Below are 17,962 nucleotides of genomic sequence, written 5' to 3'. Positions count from 1 at the left end.
CGACGCGGGGCCGGGTGCGCCGCGGAGCTCCATCGGCTCGACCTCTACAGCGGGGTGGCCGGCTCGGAGAGCCTGCGGGCGCGGGCGTTCCCGGTGAGGCCCTGGTCGACGGGGCCTGGACGACCATCGGTTCGGCCGGGGCGAACACCGCCAGCCCGGCCCGGGTCGACCTCGCCGGCGCGCCGACCGGGATCCGACAGGTCCGGCTCGTGTTCACCGAGCCCAGCCCGACCGACGGGCTGGCCCGGGTGTTCGAGGTGGAGATCCACGGCCTCCGCTGACGCTCAGGGAACGGGCCCGGGGCAGCAGACCGTCAGCGCCCCGGGCACCACCCGCACCTTGAGCTTCGTGACCTCTCCCCGGGCGCCGCCGTCCAGCTCGTACGTGCGGGGCGCGGCGAGCCGGACCTTGATCTTGCGGCCCCGGGTGATCCGCACGAACGGCGACTCCTCCGAGCGGCCGGCGGCCATCCGGCCGAGGGTGCGCGCCCAGTCCACCGCACCGTCGGCGGTCGACACGCCGACCTCCAGGCAGCCGTCGTCGGGGCGGGCGTCGTCGAACGCCGGGATGCCGCCGGTGATCGTGCCGACGTTGCCGAACAGCACGCAGCTCGCGTCGCCGTCGAACCACTCCGCGCCGTCGACGGTGATCCGCGTGCCGACCAGTTCGCCCCGGACGTGCCGCAGCCCCGTCCACAGGTAGGCGAGGCGACCGAGCTTGCCCTTCAGCGTGCGGTCCGCCTCGCGGATCAGGTCGCCGTCGAAGCCGGCACCGGCCATCACGGCGAAGTGCTCGCCGTTGAGCCGGCCCAGGTCGAGGGAGCGGCGCCGGCCGTGCAGGCCGATGCGGACGGCCTCGGTGAGGTCCTCCGGTACGCCCAAATTGGCGGCGAAGAGGTTGGCGGTGCCGGCGGGCAGGATCGCCATCGGGACGTCGGAGCCGGCGAGGGTGTCGGCGCAGCGCTGCACCATGCCGTCGCCGCCCCAGACGAAGACCAGCTCGGCGCCCTTCTCCAGCGCCTTGCGGACCTTCTTCGGCGCCTTGCGGCTCTTCGGCACCTCGTACCAGACGAGGTCCTCGACGCCCGCACCCGCCAGCTCCGCGCGCAGCTCGTCGAGGCCGCCGCCGAGGGTCTTCTTGCGGTGGGCGACGACCGCGACCGTGCCCACCCGGACGGCGGTCGCCGGCTCGTCGCGCACCGTGCTGCTCGTGCCCATGACCGCCGTGGTACCCGGCCGGCACGGTTTCCACGCCCCGACCGGCGGGGAGGGGCCGACGGTGCGGCGAGCTCCGTTCGACCACGGGCGCGGGTGTGGCCGGTCGGCGCGGCGCCTCGGCGTGCGCCGCGCCGACCGGCCCGCCGGCGCGGCGGCGGTACGGGCGAGGGGAACCGCCTCACCGCCGGGCCGGACGCCGCCCCCGGGTCGACACGAACTGGTACGACATCACGACGAACCCGGGGTCGCGCAGGAGCCGACGGAACGCCTCCAGTTGGCCGGGCGACACACCCGCCTCGATCAGCTCCGGCGCCAACTGCACGGAGTTCGTCGCGTACAGCGACGCGCCGAGCGAGCCACCGGGCCAGCTCTCGGAGTGGGTGACCGTGTCGACCTCGACCAGTCCCGCCGACGCGAGGTGGGCGTGCACGTCCTGCGCCCAGGCCAGGTCCGCGCCGTGGCTCTGCAGGACGCCGAGCATCGCGTCCGTCACGTGGGTGAAGAGCTTCGCCGCGTCGTCGCTCGGCGCGGTCAGCACGCGCAGCGGGGCCGTGCAGTCGAACTCCTCGACCACCAGCCATCCGCCCGGGGCCAGCGCGCCGGCCAGCGAGGCCAGCACGCGCCGCCGCTCCGGCAGGTGGAGCAGCACCAGCCGGGCGTGGATGAGGTCGAAGGCGTCGCCGGGTGGCGGCTCGCTGCGCACGTCGTGCCGACGGACGTCGAGGTTGCCCGCGGGGGCGAGGTGGGCGACGTCGATGTCGGTCGCCAGCACGCGTCCCGCCGGGCCGACCGCCCCGGCCATGCTCCGGGCGACCGAGCCCCCGCCTGCGCCGATCTCCCAGCACACGCCGCCCGGGGCAAGCACCGGGGCGCCGATCCGGGCCGCGGTGATCGGGTCCAGGAAGGACTCCAGCGCCCGCAGCTGGGGCACCGCCTCCGGGGAACCGTTGTCGAAGGTGTACTCGGTGTCACGGATGTCTGTCGGCATCGTCGCTCGTTCCTGTCGAAGGCGGTCGGGTCAGGTGCGCGGGACCGGCCCGGAACCGGGCACCGGTCGGGGAGCCGGCAGCTCCGTGACGGCGGCGACGCTGAGCATCGCCGCCAGGCGGCCCGGCTCGGCCCGGGCCTCGTCCGCCGGGCGGTCGTAGACCACCCGGCCGTACTCGAGCACCGCGATCCGGTCCGCGATGTCGACGGCGTGCTGGAGCTGCTGCTCGACGAGGAGCACGGCCAGCCCGGTCCTGGCCAGGGTGCCGACGAGGTCGCGTACCCGGGCGGCCAGGCCGGGGGCGAGCCCTTCGCACGGCTCGTCCAGCAGCAGGACCCGGGGCTGGCCGAGCAGGGCCCGGGCGATCGCCAGCATCTGCTGCTCGCCGCCGGAGAGCTGGTCGCCGCGATGGCGCAGCCGGGCCGCCAGCCGGGGCAGCAGCTCCAGGACCCGCGCGACGGTCCACCCCTCGCCCGCCGGCGTCGCGGCGCGCCACGGCACCGCAGACAGGGCGAGGTGCTCGGCCACGGTCAACCGGGAGAAGACCCGCCGGCCCTGCGGGACGAGGCCGACCCCGCACCGGGCGATCCGGTGCGGCTGCCGGCCGGCGACCGGCACGCCGTCGACCTCGATCCGCCCCCCGCAGGGCCGTACCAGCCCGGCGACGGCGTGCACGAGGGTGCTCTTGCCGGCGCCGTTGCGGCCCACCACCGCCTGCACGGCGCCGGCCGCCACGTCGAGGGTGACCTCGTGCAGCACGATCCCGCCGGCGTAGCCGGCGCAGAGCCGCTCCGTCCGCAGCATCACGACATCCCCTCCGCGTAGGCCTGCCGGACCGGGCCGGAGGCGCGGATCTCGGCCGGCGTCCCGGTGGCGACCGTCCGGCCGTCCCGGAGCACGGTCACCTGGTCGCAGAGCGCGTACACCAGGTCCAGCCGGTGCTCGACGAGCAGCAGCGCGACGGCGCGCGGCAGGGCCCGCAGGAACTCCACCAGCCGACCGACCTCGACGGCGGACAGCCCGGCGGCCGGCTCGTCGAGCAGCAGCAGCCGTGGGCGACCGGCCAGGGCCATGGCGATCTCGAGTTGCCGCCGCTGCCCGTGGGCGAGCTGACCGGCGGGAGTCGCGCCGACGTCGCGCAGGCCCAGCCGTTCCAGCCACGCACCCGCCGTACGCTCGGCGGCGCACCGCCTCGCGCCGGGCCGCCACCGGCCGGGCCGCACCGCGTGGGGCAGCGCGGCGACCAGCACGTTCTCGGTGGCGGTCAGGCTCGACCACACGGCGGGACGCTGGTGGATCCGGCCGACGCCCCGCCGGGCCCGGGTGGCGGGGCCGAGTCGGGTGACGTCCCGCCCGGCGAGGTGCACCCGGCCGCCGCCCGCCGGGGTCGCCCCGCCGAGCACGTCGAGCAGCGTGCTCTTGCCGGCGCCGTTGGGCCCGATCAGGGCGTGCCGCTGGCCGTGGTCGATCCGCAGGTCGACCCCGTCCAGCGCGGCCAGCGAGCCGTAGCGGACCGTGACGCCCCGGGCGGACAGCAGCGGCGTCATGCGCGTACCCCCGTCGGCGCCGGCCGTTCCTCGGCCGCGGGGCCCGCCGGCAGTCCCGGCAGGAGCCGGCCCCGCACGCCCGCCGGCCGGCGCCCGTCGCCGGGCAGCAGGTGGACGGTGACGACGAACGCCACCCCCAGCACCAGGGGCGCGTGCCCGGGGAGCACGCCGAACAGCCAGTCCCGGCCGGCGATCACGATCGCGGCGCCGACCAGGGCGCCACCCACGGACGCGACGCCGCCGACCACCACCCCGAGCAGGAGAAGGGCGGAGGTGTCGAAGCCGAAGTCGGCCGGCGAGATGAACTGCTGGGCGACCACCAGCAGGGAGCCCGCGGCGCCCGCGACCGCCCCCGCGGCCACGTGCACGGCCGCCACGTGGGCCGACACCCGGTGGCCGCTGGCCCGCAGCCGCGCCTCGTCGTCCCGGCCGGCCCGCAGCAGCAGGCCGACGCGGGTGCGCAGGACCAGCAGCACCGCGCCGACCAGCACGGCGACGACCACCAGGGCGTACAGGTAGCGGGCCCGGTCGGTGGCCAGCACCGGCAGCCCCCACAGGGGACGCACCGGCGGCACCCCGGCGAGCCCGTCGGTGCCGCCGGTCACCGACCGCCAGCGCCCGACGACGGTCACCACGAGCTCGCCGATCGCCAGGGTGATCATCAGGACGATGACGCCGCGCGCGTACACCACGAGCGGGACGGTCGCCGCGGCCAGCGCCGCTCCGGCCGCCGCCGCGACGACCAGGTGCACCACCGCCACGTCGGAGAGCCGGCTGCCGACGACCGCGCTGGCGTACGCGCCCGCCGCGTACGGCGCGGTCTGCCCCAGGGTGGGCAGCCCCGCGACGCCGGTGAGCAGGGCGACGCTCACCCCCACCAGGCCCAGCGCGAGGGTACGGGCCAGCAGCGCCACGGTGTAGTCGTCGACCGTCCACGGCGCCAGCACCAGGCCGGCGAGGACGAGCACGGCGACGCCGCGCCGCAGCGCGCGTACCGCCTCGTCCCTCACGACGTCCGCCGGGTCGCGGCCAGGCCCCGTGCTCGCACCGCGAGGACGGCGGCCATGGCGGCGAAGAGCAGGAACGGGGCGGCCGACGGGGCGAGCGCCACCCCGAGGGTCTGGATCTGCCCGACCGCCAGGGCCGCGAGCAGCGTGCCGGTCATCGACCCGAGCCCGCCGAGGACGACGACCACCAGCGACAGCAGCAGCACCGCGTCGGCGGTGTCCGGCCCCGGACCGATGATCGGCGCGCCGAGCACGCCCGCGGCGCCGGCCAGCGCCCCGGCGGCGGCGAGCACGCCGACGCGGATCCACGCCGGGTTCACGCCGAGGACGGCAACCATCTCGGCGTCGTCGACGGCCGCGCGGACCAGCATCCCGGCCCGGGTGCGACGCACCGCGACGTGGAGCAGGCCGGCGAGCACGGCCGCGACGACGATGAAGACCAGGCGGTACGCCGCGTAGCGGTGCCCGGCCACGACCACGGCCCCGTCCAGCGCCGCCGGCACCCGCACCGGCGGGTCGTCCGGCCCGAACGCCGCCACGAGCAGGCTGCCCCCGGCCAGCGCCACCCCGAAGGTGAGCAGCGCCTGGGTGAGATGGCTGCGCGCGGCGAGCCGGGTGAGCAGGCCGGCGACCAGCGCGCCGGCGGCGGTGGCGGCGACGGTCCCGACGGCCAGCGCCAGCACCAGGCTCGGCCAGCCGCCGTCCAGCAGCGCGGCGGCGGTGTACCCGCCGATCGCGTACAGGGTGCCGTGCGCCAGGTTCAGGATGCCGGCGACGCCGAAGCAGAACACCAGTCCCGCCGCGGCGACGAAGACCAGCAGCCCGTAGGCCACCCCGTCCAGGGCCGGGACCAGGTACGGGTCGATCCGGATGTCGACCGCCACGCCGTTCACCCGCCGACGGTGGCGAGGTCACCCACGACGGTGTTGGACAGCGCCCGGCCGTCCTGGCGCACCTGGCGCAGGTACCACTTCTGCACGGGCGCGTGCGTGCTCGGCGAGAACTGCCAGGTGCCGCGCGGGCTGGCGATCTGGCCCAGCTGGCCGATGGCCGCGTTGATGTTCTCCGGGCTCGGGTCGTCCCCGGCCGCCTCGATGGCCCGGTCCAGGACGGCCGCGGCATCGTAGGAGGCCATGGCGTACGTGGTCGGGGAGCCGTCGTTCTTCGCCTTCCAGGCGGCCACGAAGGCGCGGTTCTCGGCGTTGTCCAGGTCCGGCGAGTAGTTCAGCACCGAGTAGACGTCACGGGCGGCCTCGCCCTGAGCGTCGAGCACCCCGCCCTCGGTGAGGAACCCGGCGGCGTAGAGCGGCAGGTCGCTGATCTCCGACTGCGCGTACTGCTTGACGAAGTCGACGGCCGCGCTGCCGGCGTAGAACGTGTAGACGGCGTCCGCGCCGGAGGCCTTGATCCGGGCGAAGTACGGGGTGAAGTTGGTGGTCGTCGGGAACGGGGTGAAGGTGGTCTTGCCGTCGGGGTTCGCCAGCGTCCCGCCGGTGGCGACGAACGCGTCGGTGAAACCGCGCAGCTCGTCCCAGCCGCCCTGGTAGTCCGGGCCGATGGCGTAGACGCTGCCGTCGACGTTGTCGCGCACGTGGCGGGCGATCGCCTCCCCCGGCTCGTCGGAGAGGTACGAGGTGTGCCAGATCCGGGACACGTCCTTGAGTTCCGGGCGACCGTTCGAGCCGACGAACGGCACCTTCGTCTCGTTGAGCAACGGATAGACGGCGGCCACCGAGCCACCGCCGACGATCCCGGTGAGCGCGGCCACCCGGTCCTGCTTGAGCAGTTTCGTCGCGGCGGGCACCGCGGTCGCGGCGCCGTTGCCCTCGTCGGCGACGACGAGTTCCACCTGTCGCCCGCCGAGCCTGCCGTCGTGGGTGGCCAGGTAAAGCTCGAAGCCGGCGCGGATCTCCTTGCCGACCGCCTGGTAGGTGCCGGACAGCGACGCCAGCAGGCCGATCTTGATCGATCCGGCGGCGCCGGCGCCCCGCCCGCCGTCGGCACAGGCGGTCGCGGCGAACAGGACGAGGGCGAGCAGGGCCGCGGTGCGGGCACGGCTGCGCCGGGGGATGGTCAGCGACATGTCTTCTCCAGGAGGGATGGGGGTTCCGGCGTGGGGTGCCGGGGTGTCAGCGGCTGCGGCTCAGTGCCGCCCGCGCCGCCGGGGTCAGCGCGTCGCCGATGCGGTTCGCCAGCTCGGTCATCTCGTAGGAGACCTTGCCGACGTCGCACTGCGGGTCGGCGAGCACGAGCAGGGACGCGCCGTCGTTGAAGGCCATCGAGAACATGAAGCCGCCCTCGAGCTGGGTCACGTTGGAGATCACCGCGCCGGCGTCGAAGAAGGCCGCCGCGCCGCGGAGCAGGCTCACCAGCCCACTGCCGGTCGCCGCGAGCTGGTCCGCCCGGTCCGGCGGGAGGCCCCTCGTGGCGGCCACCATCAGGCCGTCGCTGGAGATCGCGATCGCATGGCTGACCTCGGTGGCGCGCTCGGCGAAGGCGTCCAGCAGCCAGCCGAGATCCTGTTGGTCGGTCACGTGCTCTCCCTGTCGGGTCAGTTGGTGATCAGGTTGGTCCGGCGGCCCGCGACGCCCCGCGCGTACGCGGCCATCGCGGTGGCCACCTGGGTCGGGTCGCGGTGCGCGGAGCGCTGCTGCGGCACGGTGACGCCGCCCGGGACGAGGTGCTGTCGCGGCTGACGCCGCGGCAGGCCGGACGTGGTGGTGGCGACGACCTCCGGCGCGTCGGCCCGGGCGGCGGTCCGCCAGGCCTCGTCGGCGGGGCTGGCCCACGGTCCCGCGTTCGTGGCGTCGTCGTGGCCGGCCTGGAACCAGTGGTTGACCTCCTCAAAGATGACGAGTTCCTGGGTGGGCTCGTCACCTCCTCCGGCCGGCGCCGGTGCGGGCCGGAACACCGGCGCCACCGGCAGTGCCCGCTCGGGCGCCGGCCCGCCCGCCCACGGTTCCGCCGGGGTCCCGGCCCACGGCTGCGGGGCCGTGGCGTACGCCGGCGGCGCGAGGGTGGTCCGCGCCGTACGCCGCGACGGCCTGCCGGGCGTGAGCAGGAACTCCTCCGGGGGCAGCGCTCGGATGATCGCCCCCGGGAGCGCCGCCTCGGCGATGGTGCCGCGCCGCGGGCCCGGACGGAGCTGGACGGCCGCGCCCAGCCGGGCGGCGAGCTGTCCCACCACGACCAGCCCCATCGCCCGTACGGCCGCGACGTCGATGGCGGGTGGGCGGGCCAGCAGGTCGTTGAGCTGCTGCCGACGCTGCGGGGACAGCCCCACGCCCTCGTCGCTGACCTGGACGATCACCCGGTCGCCCAGGCTGCGGCCGGTCACCCACGCCTCGGTACCCGGGGCGGAGTAGCCGGTGGCGTTGTCCATCAGCTCGGCCAGCAGGTGCACGACCTCGTCGACGGCGTCGGCCGCGACGGCGACGTCGCCGTCGACCATGCCGAGGCGGATCCTGGCGTAGTGCTCGATCTGGCTCTGCGCGGCCTGGAGCACCTGTTGCAGTGGTACGTCGTGCTGGCGGACCCGCCCGACCCCCACCCCGCCCAGCACCAGCAGGCTGGCGTTGATCCGTCCCATCCGGGTGGCCAGGTTGTCCAGCGTGTAGAGCTGGTCCAGCCGCTCGGGGTCGGTCTCGTCCCGCTCGACCTTGTCGACCTGTGCCAGCACCGCGTCGACCAGCCGCTGCTCCCGGCGACTGAGGTGGATGAAGATGTCGGCCGTGTTGGCCCGCATGACCGCCTGCTCGGCCGCGGTACGCACGGCCGCCCGGTGCACGGCCGCGAACGCCTCCCCCACCTCGCCGATCTCGTCGCCGCGCGACGGCTCCAGGGCCTCCGCGGACTGCTGGCGGGCCAGCTCGTCCGGGTCGACCGACGAGCTGTCGGGGTGCTGGAGCCGGGCCACCACCTGCGGCAGCCGTTCGAAGGCGACGGCGTTCGCGGCGTCCCGCAGCCGGCGCAGGCGCCGCGTGATCTGCCGGGCCACCGCCCAGGTGACCAGCGCGGTGAGCAGCAGGGCCACCGCCACGGCAGTCGCCTCGACGGCCGTGCGCCGCCGCTGGTCGGCGTGGGCGGACCGGATGTCGTCGAGCACCGCCGCGTCGACCCGTTGACGCAGCTCGGCCAGGCGGACGGACCACTGCTGGGTCGCGGTGACCCAGGCGCCGGGGTCCAGCCGCAGCCGGCTCCCCGCCCGGGTCCTCGACACCTCGTCCTGCAGCCGTTGCAGCAGCAGGGCGTCCTGGCCGCTGCCCGCCTGCTCCCACCAGCCCCGCCAGGCGGGCCGGGCGAGGGCCAGGAAGGACAGGCTGGACTCGGTGAAGCCGGACCGGGCGGCGGCGATGTCCTGCTGCATGGCGGGGGTCAACTGGTCGGCCGCGACCGCGCGCAGGACGGCGACCTGCTGCTGGCCGGCCGCCTCGGCCGCCTTGGACAGCGCCGCCGAGGCCCGCATGCCGTCCGTGATCCGGGCGTTGACCGCGCCGAGGGTGACGCCCTCCCGAAGGCTGAGCAGGTCGGCGATCACGATCCGGTAGCTGAAGGTCATCGCCGACACCGAGGCGTGCGCCGCCGTACGCACCTGCGCGCGCAGCGGCGGCAGGCTCTCCAGCGCCAGGTCGATCCGCTGGAGCGCGGTCTGCCCGGCGGCGGGGCCGGGAGGCACCAGCGCCCGCTGCCGGCGGTAGCGGGCGACGGCGTCGTCGGTGCTCCCGGTGGCGTCCACGAAGGCTTCCTGCTGCTCGGCCGCGCCCCGGCTGAGCAGGTCGGCGGCGACGACGCGCTCGCGTTGCAGCCGGTGGGCCAGGTCGCCCGCGTCGGCACCGAGGTGCGCCAGGAGTCCGAGATCGCTCGCGCGGGTCGTCTGGTGGACGCTCTCGGTCAGGGCGAGGCCGGCGAATCCCATCACGGCGACCAGCGGAGCCGCCACGATGAGGCGCATCCGGGTGCCGATCTTCCAGCCTCGGCGGCCGGTCGGGTAGGGTCGGGCCGCGTGGGACCTCGTGCTCGACGCCAAGACTGACTCCCGCGACTCATCCAGGACGGCCAATGCGCACCTTGCCGTTTGCACGTCTCATTCCGCCGGACCGAGCGCCCACAGAGAAGACCTGACGGTGGTACAAACGGGCCGTACCGGCATCTGTACCCAGCGTCAGCAGCGTCCGCCCCGCACCGCGATTCCGATCCCGCGCAGGTCAGGAGCGCCCGGGCCGCCCGCCTGACGGGTGCGGCGGGAGGTCCGCCTCCGGCTGCCCGCCGAGCACCTGGCCGATCAGCTCCCGCAGTTCGTCGATCGCCGCCACGACCGCCTCCGGGTCGCGCGCGTCCCGCCGTGCGGGCGGCGGCGCGGGGGCCGGGTCGAGCCCTGCCACCGTGCCGAACCGGGGGCCGCGGCGACCGTCCGCCGCCAACTGCTCCGCCGCGACCTGCGGCCACAACGCCGCCAGGCAACCGCCGGTGCCGAGCACCTCGTCGCAGCGGACGGCGAACTCATGACTGCCGTACCGGCGACCGGACTCGACCGCGGCGACCGTCTCGCGACTGAACCGCACCCGCTCCGCGAGCGCCCGCTGGGTCAATCCCTGACGGGTGCGCCAGCTGCGCAGTTCGGAGCGGAACCGGTGGATGGCACCGGAGCGCTGGGCGCTCGACGGGGGCGTGCGATCCATGTGTTCACCTTCGCGACGCCGACCGGCCGGCATCGGCGTCGACATCAATAGACATTGAGCGATGAATGGGCATTCGCAGGGGACAATTCTTAACCCATTGGTCGGTGGGTGTGAAGACGTGACTTCGGAGCGTAGTCGCCCGCCGGAGGCCGCCGGCGGGCCGCGGCGACCCCCACGGGTCCGCGCGCCGCCTGCCGGGCGCCGCACGGCACGGTCCGACGCGCCCGCCCGCAGAACAGGACCGGCGCCGCCACGAGACGGCTGGTCACCCGGCGACGGGCGCCGCCGGAGCACCGGACGGCACCGTCGTGTCGAGGACCACCGGCAGGCTCCGGTGCGCGCGGAAGGCGATGTTGACCTTGTACGAGCGGCGGTGGCCGGGGGCCAGGCGCAGTCCGGGAACCGCTCGGCAGAGCTGGGTCAGCGCCATCCTCGCCTCCAGCCGGGCCAGCGCCGCGCCGATACAGAAATGCGGCCCGTGCCCGAACGAGAGGTGCCCGTCCGCGTCGGACCGGTGCGGATCGAATTGCTCCGGCCGGGCGAACACCGCCGGATCCCGGTTGGCGGCGCCGATCAGCAGCAGGCAGCGCGCACCCGCCGGAATGGTGACGCCGTCCAGGGTCACGGGTCGGCGGGTCACCCGCAGCCAACCGTCGATGGCGGGCGCGAAACGCAGCGTCTCGCTCAGGAACGCGGGTATCCGGCGCGGGTCCTCGCCGAGTTCCCGCCACCTGCCCGGGCCCGACAGCGCCTGGTCGAGCGCGTGGGCGAGCAGCCCGGCCGTGGTCTCGTGCCCGGCGACCAGGAGGTTGAACACGATGCTCGACACCTCGGGCACCGTGAGCACCTCGTCGTCGCCGTCGCGGTACGCCAGCAACTGGCTGACGTAGTCGTCGCCGTACCGGCCACCGCCGAGTCGGGCGCCGACCAACCGGTCGCAGTAGCGCCAGAACTCCCAGAGGTCCCGGGCCAGCCGGACCTGTTCGGCCGGGTCCGGCTGCCCCCAGAGCAACGCGATCTGACCGTCCCCCCAGGCCCTGACCCGCCCGACGTCCTCCTCCGGTACGCCGAGGATGTCGAGCAGGACCAGCAGGGGCAGTTCGCTGGTGAACTCGCCGACGAGGTCCGCCCGCCCGTCGGCGCGGTCGACGAGCCGGGACACCAGTTCGTCGACCCGGCGCTCGACGATCGCGCCGTACCGGCGCTCGACGCGTTCGGCGGTGTTGGCGAAGGTCGCCCGCATGGCCCGACGGGTCCGGGGGTGCACCGGGGGGTCCGCGGCGGCGGTGGTGGGCGGCGCGTCGATGCGGGCGATGTACTCCATCGCCTCGGGGCAGACGTCGTAGATCGGGGCGAGGGTGAGGGCGTTGCCGAAGGCCTCCGCGTCACCCAGCGCGCGGCGCACGTCGGCGTGCCGGGTGATCAGCCACAGCCCCAGGTCCGGATCGTGGCGCACCCCCTCGGGCTCGTCGAGGAGCCGCCGCCACACCTGTGCCGGATCGGTGAGATACGCCCCCGCGAACGGATCCAATCGCATGACCGCCTCCTCGAGCGCCATGGCCACGAACGGAATTGCCGCACGACTCCCGGGGCTCCGGTTACCGCCGCACGCTTCACGGTGCGCCCATTCCGGGAGCAAGTCAATATCGGCGTTCTTCGATGTGCCGATGCGCAATTTCCACGCCTTCGGCCACGCGCGCACCACGTCGCCCTGCAAGTTGCGGGATGTTCCTTGCCCCGCTGGTCGCGACGTTGAACACGGTAGACGACGCAGCGGCCGACAGCGGGCACTCCCTCGCGACACGGGGCCCCGCGTGTCCCGCACGGCCGGGCGGGAAGGCGGTGCGACATCGACCGAGGATCAGGCCCTGAAAGGCCGACTGTACGCGGACCAGGAACACGATTCACGACGCGTTCCGCGAACGGCCGACCGATGACCCGAAGGAGTTTTCCCGGCAGGAGCGGCGGCAGATTCCGGCGCACGGCTCGGGTCCATGCGGGCGGCGGGTGGGTCGTCGAGCAGGACGACGCGCGGGGCGGTCCGTCCCGGCGATCCGGAAGACGGCCCGGTGTGGGAGTCGACCGGTCACGGGCCGACCGGCGGCGCCCCGCCGGCCGGCCCGTGCGTGCCGCTAGAGGGTGCGGGCGAGCCGGTCGGCGAGCATGCGGGTGAACCGGGACGGGTCGGCCAGTTCTCCGCCCTCGGCGAGCAGCGCCAGGCCGTGGAGCAGCTCGGCGGTCTCCTTCAGCGACTCCTCCGTGCCGCCCTGCTCGTGCGCCTTGCGCAGGCCGGTGACCAGCGGGTGGCCGGGGTTGAGCTCCAGGATCCGCTTCACCGTCGGCACCTCGTGTCCCATCGCCCGGTACATCTTCTCCAGCGTCGGGGTGATGTCGTGGGCGTCGCCGACGACGCAGGCGGGCGAGGTCGTCAGCCGGGAGGAGAGGCGGACCTCCTTGACGGAGTCGGCGAGGGTGGCGCCCATCCAGGTGAGCAGGTCGGCGAAGTCCTTGCGCTGCTGCTCGCGCTCGGCCTCGGCCTCCTTCTTCTCCTCCTCGGTGTCCAGGTCCACCTGGCCCTTGGCGATGGAGCGCAGCGTCCTGCCGTCGTACTGGCCGACGCGCTCGATCCACACCTCGTCGACCGGGTCGGTGAGCAGCAGCACCTCGTAGCCCTTGGCGCGGAACGCCTCCATGTGCGGCGAGTTCTCGATCATCGTGCGCGAGTCGCCGGTGGCGTAGTAGATGTCGCTCTGCCCGTCCTTCATCCGGCCGACGTAGCCGGCGAGGTCCGTGGGCTCGGCCGGATCGTGGGTGGAGGCGACCGACAGGATCTCCAGGAGCGTGTCCCGGTTCTCCGTGTCGTCGATCAGGCCCTCCTTGACGGCGGCCCCGAACTCCGTCCAGAAGGTCCGGTAACGCTCGGCGTGGTTGGCCTTCATGTCCTTGACGGTGGACAGGATCTTCTTGACCAGCCGACGGCGGACGACCTGGATCTGCCGGTCCTGCTGGAGGATCTCCCGGGAGATGTTCAGCGACAGGTCGTGCGCGTCCACGACGCCCTTGACGAAGCGCAGGTAGTTCGGCATGAGCGCTTCGCAGTCGTCCATGATGAAGACGCGCTTGACGTAGAGCTGCACGCCGCGGCGGCCCTGCGGGGCGAACAGGTCCAGCGGCGCGTGCGACGGGATGAACAGCAGGGCCTCGTACTCGAAGGTGCCCTCGCCCCGCATGTGCACGATGTCCAGCGGGTCGGCCCAGTCGTGGCTGACGTGCTTGTAGAACTCCTTGTACTCGGCCTCGTCGACCTCGTCGCGGGAGCGGGCCCAGAGCGCCTTCATCGAGTTGAGCGTCTGGGTCTCGGTGCTGGTCTCGTCGCCCTCGCCGGGGCGCTCGACGGTCATCCGGATCGGCCAGGCGATGAAGTCCGAGTACCGCTTGACGATCTCCCGGATCGTCCACTCGGCGGTGTAGTCGTGCAGGTTGTCCTCGTCGTCGGCCGGCTTGAGGTGCAGGGTCACCGACGTGCCCTGCGGCGCCTCCTCGACCGACTCGACGGAGTACGTGCCCTCACCGGCCGACTCCCACCGGGTGCCGCCGCTCTCCCCCGCCCGGCGGGTCACCAGCTCCACCCGGTCGGCGACCATGAACGCCGCGTAGAAGCCCACGCCGAACTGGCCGATCAGCTCCTGCCGCGCCCCGGCGTCGGAGGACTCGCGCAGCTTGCGCAACAGCTCGGCGGTCCCGGACTTGGCGATCGTGCCGATCACCTGCACGACCTCGTCGCGGGACATGCCGATGCCGTTGTCCCGGACGGTCAGCGTGCGCGCCGCCTTGTCGACCTCGATCTCGATGTGCAGGTCGGAGGTGTCGACCTCCAGCTCCTTGTCGACCATCGACGCCAGGCGCAGCTTGTCCAGCGCGTCCGAGGCGTTCGAGATCAGTTCACGCAGGAAGACGTCCTTGTTCGAATAGATCGAGTGGACCATCAGCTGGAGCAGCTGACGCGCCTCGGCCTGGAACTCCAACGTCTCGGCCCGGTTGCTCACACCGTGTCCTTTCATCCTCGAAAGCCCACCGAAGGTTCGCGGAAAGGATACGAGCCGTCGCCGACGGCGAGACGACGGGACCGCGGAACGTCGGCTGGCGTCGCGTTGCCCCCGCGCCCTACCCGTCGCAGACGGCGTCGACGTGGCCGCCGGAGAAGCCGAGGCTGATGCGCCCGCCCCCGCCGACCCGATCTGCCGGGTCGAGGTGTGGAGATGCGCAGGCCTGGGTACAGACACGCGCTGGGGTGCCGGCGGACGTGCAGCTGAAGCTGGGTGCCAGGATGTGCGGGTAACGCCAGCAAGGGTCGTCGGGGCCCGGAAGTGAGGGCTGCGATGAGGTGCGACCGAGGGTGACACGGCCCACGGGGGACCTGTTCGCCGACGGCGGTGGGACCGGGCGGCTGATGGCGCGCCTCGACTGGGCCGCCACCCCGCTCGGCCCGGTCGACGGCTGGCCGCAGAGCCTGCGCGCCGCCGTCCGGATGGTCCTCTCCTCCCGCTACCCGATGCTGCTGCTGTGGGGGGACCGCTTCACCCAGCTGTACAACGACGCGTACTCCGCCCTGATCGGCGACAAACACCCCGACGCGCTCGGCAACGACGTACGGGTCACGCTGGCCGAGGGCTGGGACGTGCTGGCCCCCCTGATCGACGAGGCGATGGCGACCGGCGTCGCCAGTTGGGTGCCGGCCCTGCAACTGCTGCTCGACCGCGCCGGCTACCGCGAGGAGGCGTACTTCAGCGTCTCGCACGCCCCCGCCCGCGACGACGAGGGACGCACGGTGGGGGTGCTCACCGTGTGCAGCGAGGTCACCGAGCAGGTCGTCGGTGAGCGCCGGCTGCGCCTGCTGCGCGACCTGTCCGTCGGCGGCGACGGGCGGACGGTCGACGTGGAGAGCACCTGCGCCCGGCTCGCCGAGGCCATCGGCGGGCACCCGCTGGACGTCCCCTTCGCCGCGATCTACCTGCGCGAGGGCGCGCTGCTGCGCCGCGCCGCCCACGTCGGCGGGGAGCCCGTGGCCGCGGCCCTGCCCGCCACGCTGCCGGCGGGCGAGGAGCAGGAGTGGGGGCTGGCGGCCGCCGCCGGCGGCACGGCGACCGAGGTGGCCGGCGTCAAGCGGCGGCTCGCCCTGCCCGCCGGGCCGTGGGGCGACCCGGTCGGCACCGCCCGCGCCCTGCCACTACCGTCCGCCGAGGCGGGCCAGCCCCTCGGGGTGCTGCTGCTCGGGGTCAGCCCGAGCCGGGGGGTGGACGAGGCGTACCGGTCGTTCCACGCGCTGCTGGCCCAGCAGGTGGCCGTCGCCGTACGCAACGCGCAGGCGTACGAGGAGGAGCGCCAGCGGGCCGAGGCGCTCGCCGAGCTGGACCGGGTCAAGACCGGCTTCTTCACCAACGTCAGCCACGAGTTCCGGACCCCGCTGACGCTGATGCTCGGCCCGCTGGCCGACGCCCTCAACGACAACGAGCATCCCCTGCCGGCGACCCAGCGGGAACGGGTCGACACCGCCTGGCGCAACGCCACCCGGCTGCTCACCCTCGTCAACAGCCTGCTCACCTTCTCCAGCCTGGAGGCCGGGCAGGCACACAGCCAGGCTCGCGAGGTCGACCTGGCCGGGCTCACCACCGAGCTGGCGAGCGTCTTCCGGGCAGCCGTCGAACGCGCCGGGCTGCGCCTGGAGGTCGACTGCCCGCCGCTGCCCCGCGCGGTCACCGTCGACCCGGTCAACTGGGAACGCATCGTCACCAACCTGCTGTCGAACGCGCTGAAGTACACCTTCGTCGGCCGGATCCGGGTCGGGCTGACCGCCGACGACGACGAGGTACGGCTGACCGTCGCCGACACGGGCATCGGTATCGCCGAGGAGCATCTGCCCCGGCTCTTCGAACGCTTCCACCGGGTGCAGGGCACCCGGTCGCGCAGCCACGAGGGCACCGGCATCGGGCTCGCCCTGGTCCGCGAGCTGACCCGCCTCGAAGGCGGCGACGTGCGGGTGGAGAGCCGGATCGGGACGGGAACGACGTTCACCGTGGCGCTGCCCTGGTCCGTCGCGGGGCGGACCGCCGCGCCGGCCGCGGGCGTGGCCGGAGCCGGGGACACAGACGGAGCCGGGGACGCGGCCCGGGCCGCCGTCCAGGAGGCGGTCGGCTGGCTGGCCGACCCGGCGCAGGCGGGGGCGTCCGCGCCGGCCGGGCCGCCGGTGCCGGCGTACGGTGCCGAGGACGCGCAGCGGTACACGCGGATCCTCGTCGCCGACGACAACGCCGACATGCGCGCGTACCTGGCCCGGTTGCTGGGCGAGCAGGGCTGGCTGGTGGAGACGGTCGGCGACGGCCGGCAGGCCCTGGAGGCGATCCGCCGGGAACCGCCCGACCTGGTGCTCACCGACGTGATGATGCCCGGGATCGACGGCCTCGAGCTGGTCCGTCGGCTGCGAGGGCAGACCGGCACCCGCACGCTGCCGGTGGTGGTGCTCTCGGCGCGCGCCGGCGGCGACGCCAGCGTGGAGGGGCTCGACCTGGGCGCCGACGACTACGTCGTCAAGCCCTTCGCCGCCGCCGAGCTGATCGCCCGGGTCCGGTCCGCCCTGCACGTCGCCCGCACCCGGCGGCATGACCGGTACGACGCGGGCGGCCCCGGCGACACCGCACGCGGGGCGGACGGCCCCGGCACGACGGGCGACGCGGGTGGCCTCGGCGGGGCCCCGACCGAGTCGGCGGCCGGCGCACGGCCGGCGACGTCGGCCGGTCCCGAAAACGACGGCGCCCCGGTCAGGTCATCGACCTCGGGTGGCGGTCCCGTGGACGTGGGTGGCGGTCCGGTGAGCGGCCCGCCTGTCGCGCCGGGCGTCGATCCGTCGGTCGGCGGGCACGGGGAGCACGCCCACGACGGGGGCCGGCGGCCGGCTCCCGAGCAGCCGGCCGCGCTGGACACGGGCTGGACGTATCCCTCACAGCCCACCTCCGCCGCCGCGATGCGCCGGGACGTGCGGGCCTCGCTGGAGAACCTGGACGTCGACCCGGACACCGTGGCTGACCTCCTGCTGGCCGCCTCCGAGGCGGTCAACAACGCCGTCGAGCACGCCCAACGCCCCACCCGCCCCGAGGTGCGGGTGCGACTGCGGGTGGCCGATGGCACGGTACGGATCTCGGTGCGCGACTTCGGCACCTGGCGGGACCGTCGTCCGGCCATGGACCGGGGGCGGGGTGCCACGCTGATGAACGCGTACGGCGACGTGCGACTGGTCTCCACCGCCGACGGCACCACCGTCACCATCGAACGCCGCCTGCCGCCCACCGCCTGACCCGCCACAGCGGGACCCTCGCGCACCTGCCGTCACCGTGTCGGCCACATGTGGCGTATGTCCCGTTTGTGGTGGTGCGCGTCACGGGTCGGGTGGGCATGGGCCGGGGTGCCGGGTCGTTGTAGCCATCGTGGCCGCGGTGACCAGGCCCGGCCGCGTGACCAGGCCCGTCGCCGG

Annotated in this window: 14 protein-coding genes; 2 read left to right on the top strand and 12 right to left on the bottom strand. The window is 74.5% G+C overall.

From position 1 onward, the window contains the following. Window positions 1–14: 14 nt before the first annotated feature. Window positions 15–281, top strand: a complete 267-nt coding sequence (locus tag ACPXCB_RS14615; RefSeq protein ID WP_425875679.1) for a hypothetical protein — start codon at window positions 15–17, stop codon at window positions 279–281. Between the two features lie 3 nt (window positions 282–284). On the opposite strand, the gene ACPXCB_RS14610 is transcribed toward ACPXCB_RS14615, so the two are convergent. The 12 genes from ACPXCB_RS14610 to htpG all read right to left on the bottom strand — a co-directional run bounded on the left by ACPXCB_RS14610 (window position 285) and on the right by htpG (window position 14,498). Then, complete coding sequence (locus ACPXCB_RS14610) at window positions 285–1,217, bottom strand: diacylglycerol/lipid kinase family protein (RefSeq protein ID WP_425875677.1); 933 nt, start codon at window positions 1,215–1,217, stop codon at window positions 285–287. Between the two features lie 178 nt (window positions 1,218–1,395). After that, entirely contained in the window at window positions 1,396–2,205 is an 810-nt protein-coding gene (locus ACPXCB_RS14605; RefSeq protein WP_425875675.1) for a methyltransferase domain-containing protein, read from the bottom strand. 30 nt (window positions 2,206–2,235) lie between these two features. Beyond that, complete coding sequence (locus tag ACPXCB_RS14600) at window positions 2,236–3,009, bottom strand: ABC transporter ATP-binding protein (protein WP_425875673.1); 774 nt, start codon at window positions 3,007–3,009, stop codon at window positions 2,236–2,238. Then, complete coding sequence (locus ACPXCB_RS14595; RefSeq protein WP_425875671.1) at window positions 3,009–3,752, bottom strand: ABC transporter ATP-binding protein; 744 nt, start codon at window positions 3,750–3,752, stop codon at window positions 3,009–3,011. Before ACPXCB_RS14595 ends, ACPXCB_RS14600 begins: the two co-directional genes overlap by 1 nt. Further along, window positions 3,749–4,762, bottom strand: coding sequence for a branched-chain amino acid ABC transporter permease (locus ACPXCB_RS14590; RefSeq protein WP_425875669.1), 1,014 nt, complete (start codon window positions 4,760–4,762; stop codon window positions 3,749–3,751). Before ACPXCB_RS14590 ends, ACPXCB_RS14595 begins: the two co-directional genes overlap by 4 nt. Then, window positions 4,759–5,652 (bottom strand): branched-chain amino acid ABC transporter permease, encoded by an 894-nt coding sequence (locus tag ACPXCB_RS14585; protein WP_425875667.1) that lies wholly within the window; start codon window positions 5,650–5,652, stop codon window positions 4,759–4,761. The genes ACPXCB_RS14590 and ACPXCB_RS14585 overlap by 4 nt, the downstream gene beginning before the upstream one ends. Continuing rightward, window positions 5,649–6,842, bottom strand: a complete 1,194-nt coding sequence (locus ACPXCB_RS14580; RefSeq protein WP_425875666.1) for an ABC transporter substrate-binding protein — start codon at window positions 6,840–6,842, stop codon at window positions 5,649–5,651. The genes ACPXCB_RS14585 and ACPXCB_RS14580 overlap by 4 nt, the downstream gene beginning before the upstream one ends. 46 nt (window positions 6,843–6,888) lie before the next feature. Next, complete coding sequence (locus ACPXCB_RS14575; protein ID WP_091094994.1) at window positions 6,889–7,293, bottom strand: roadblock/LC7 domain-containing protein; 405 nt, start codon at window positions 7,291–7,293, stop codon at window positions 6,889–6,891. Between the two features lie 17 nt (window positions 7,294–7,310). Further along, a complete protein-coding gene (locus tag ACPXCB_RS14570) occupies window positions 7,311–9,710 on the bottom strand; it encodes a nitrate- and nitrite sensing domain-containing protein (RefSeq protein WP_425875665.1) in 2,400 nt (799 codons plus the stop codon). A 253-nt stretch (window positions 9,711–9,963) separates the two neighbouring features. Then, complete coding sequence (locus ACPXCB_RS14565; protein ID WP_425875663.1) at window positions 9,964–10,437, bottom strand: helix-turn-helix transcriptional regulator; 474 nt, start codon at window positions 10,435–10,437, stop codon at window positions 9,964–9,966. Between the two features lie 265 nt (window positions 10,438–10,702). After that, entirely contained in the window at window positions 10,703–11,974 is a 1,272-nt protein-coding gene (locus ACPXCB_RS14560; protein WP_425875661.1) for a cytochrome P450, read from the bottom strand. Between the two features lie 595 nt (window positions 11,975–12,569). Continuing rightward, window positions 12,570–14,498 carry a molecular chaperone HtpG gene (gene htpG, locus ACPXCB_RS14555; protein ID WP_425875659.1) on the bottom strand — a complete coding sequence of 643 codons (1,929 nt, stop codon included), beginning with the start codon at window positions 14,496–14,498 and terminating at the stop codon, window positions 12,570–12,572. A gap of 335 nt (window positions 14,499–14,833) precedes the next feature. Between htpG and ACPXCB_RS14550 the strand changes: the two genes are divergently transcribed. Continuing rightward, window positions 14,834–17,785 (top strand): ATP-binding protein, encoded by a 2,952-nt coding sequence (locus ACPXCB_RS14550; protein ID WP_425875657.1) that lies wholly within the window; start codon window positions 14,834–14,836, stop codon window positions 17,783–17,785. Window positions 17,786–17,962 lie beyond the last annotated feature (177 nt).

It is taken from the genome of Micromonospora sp. DT62 (assembly GCF_049847285.1).
GTDB classification, from domain to species: domain Bacteria; phylum Actinomycetota; class Actinomycetes; order Mycobacteriales; family Micromonosporaceae; genus Micromonospora; species Micromonospora reichwaldensis.
This window is presented reverse-complemented; position numbering and strand designations above follow the sequence as displayed.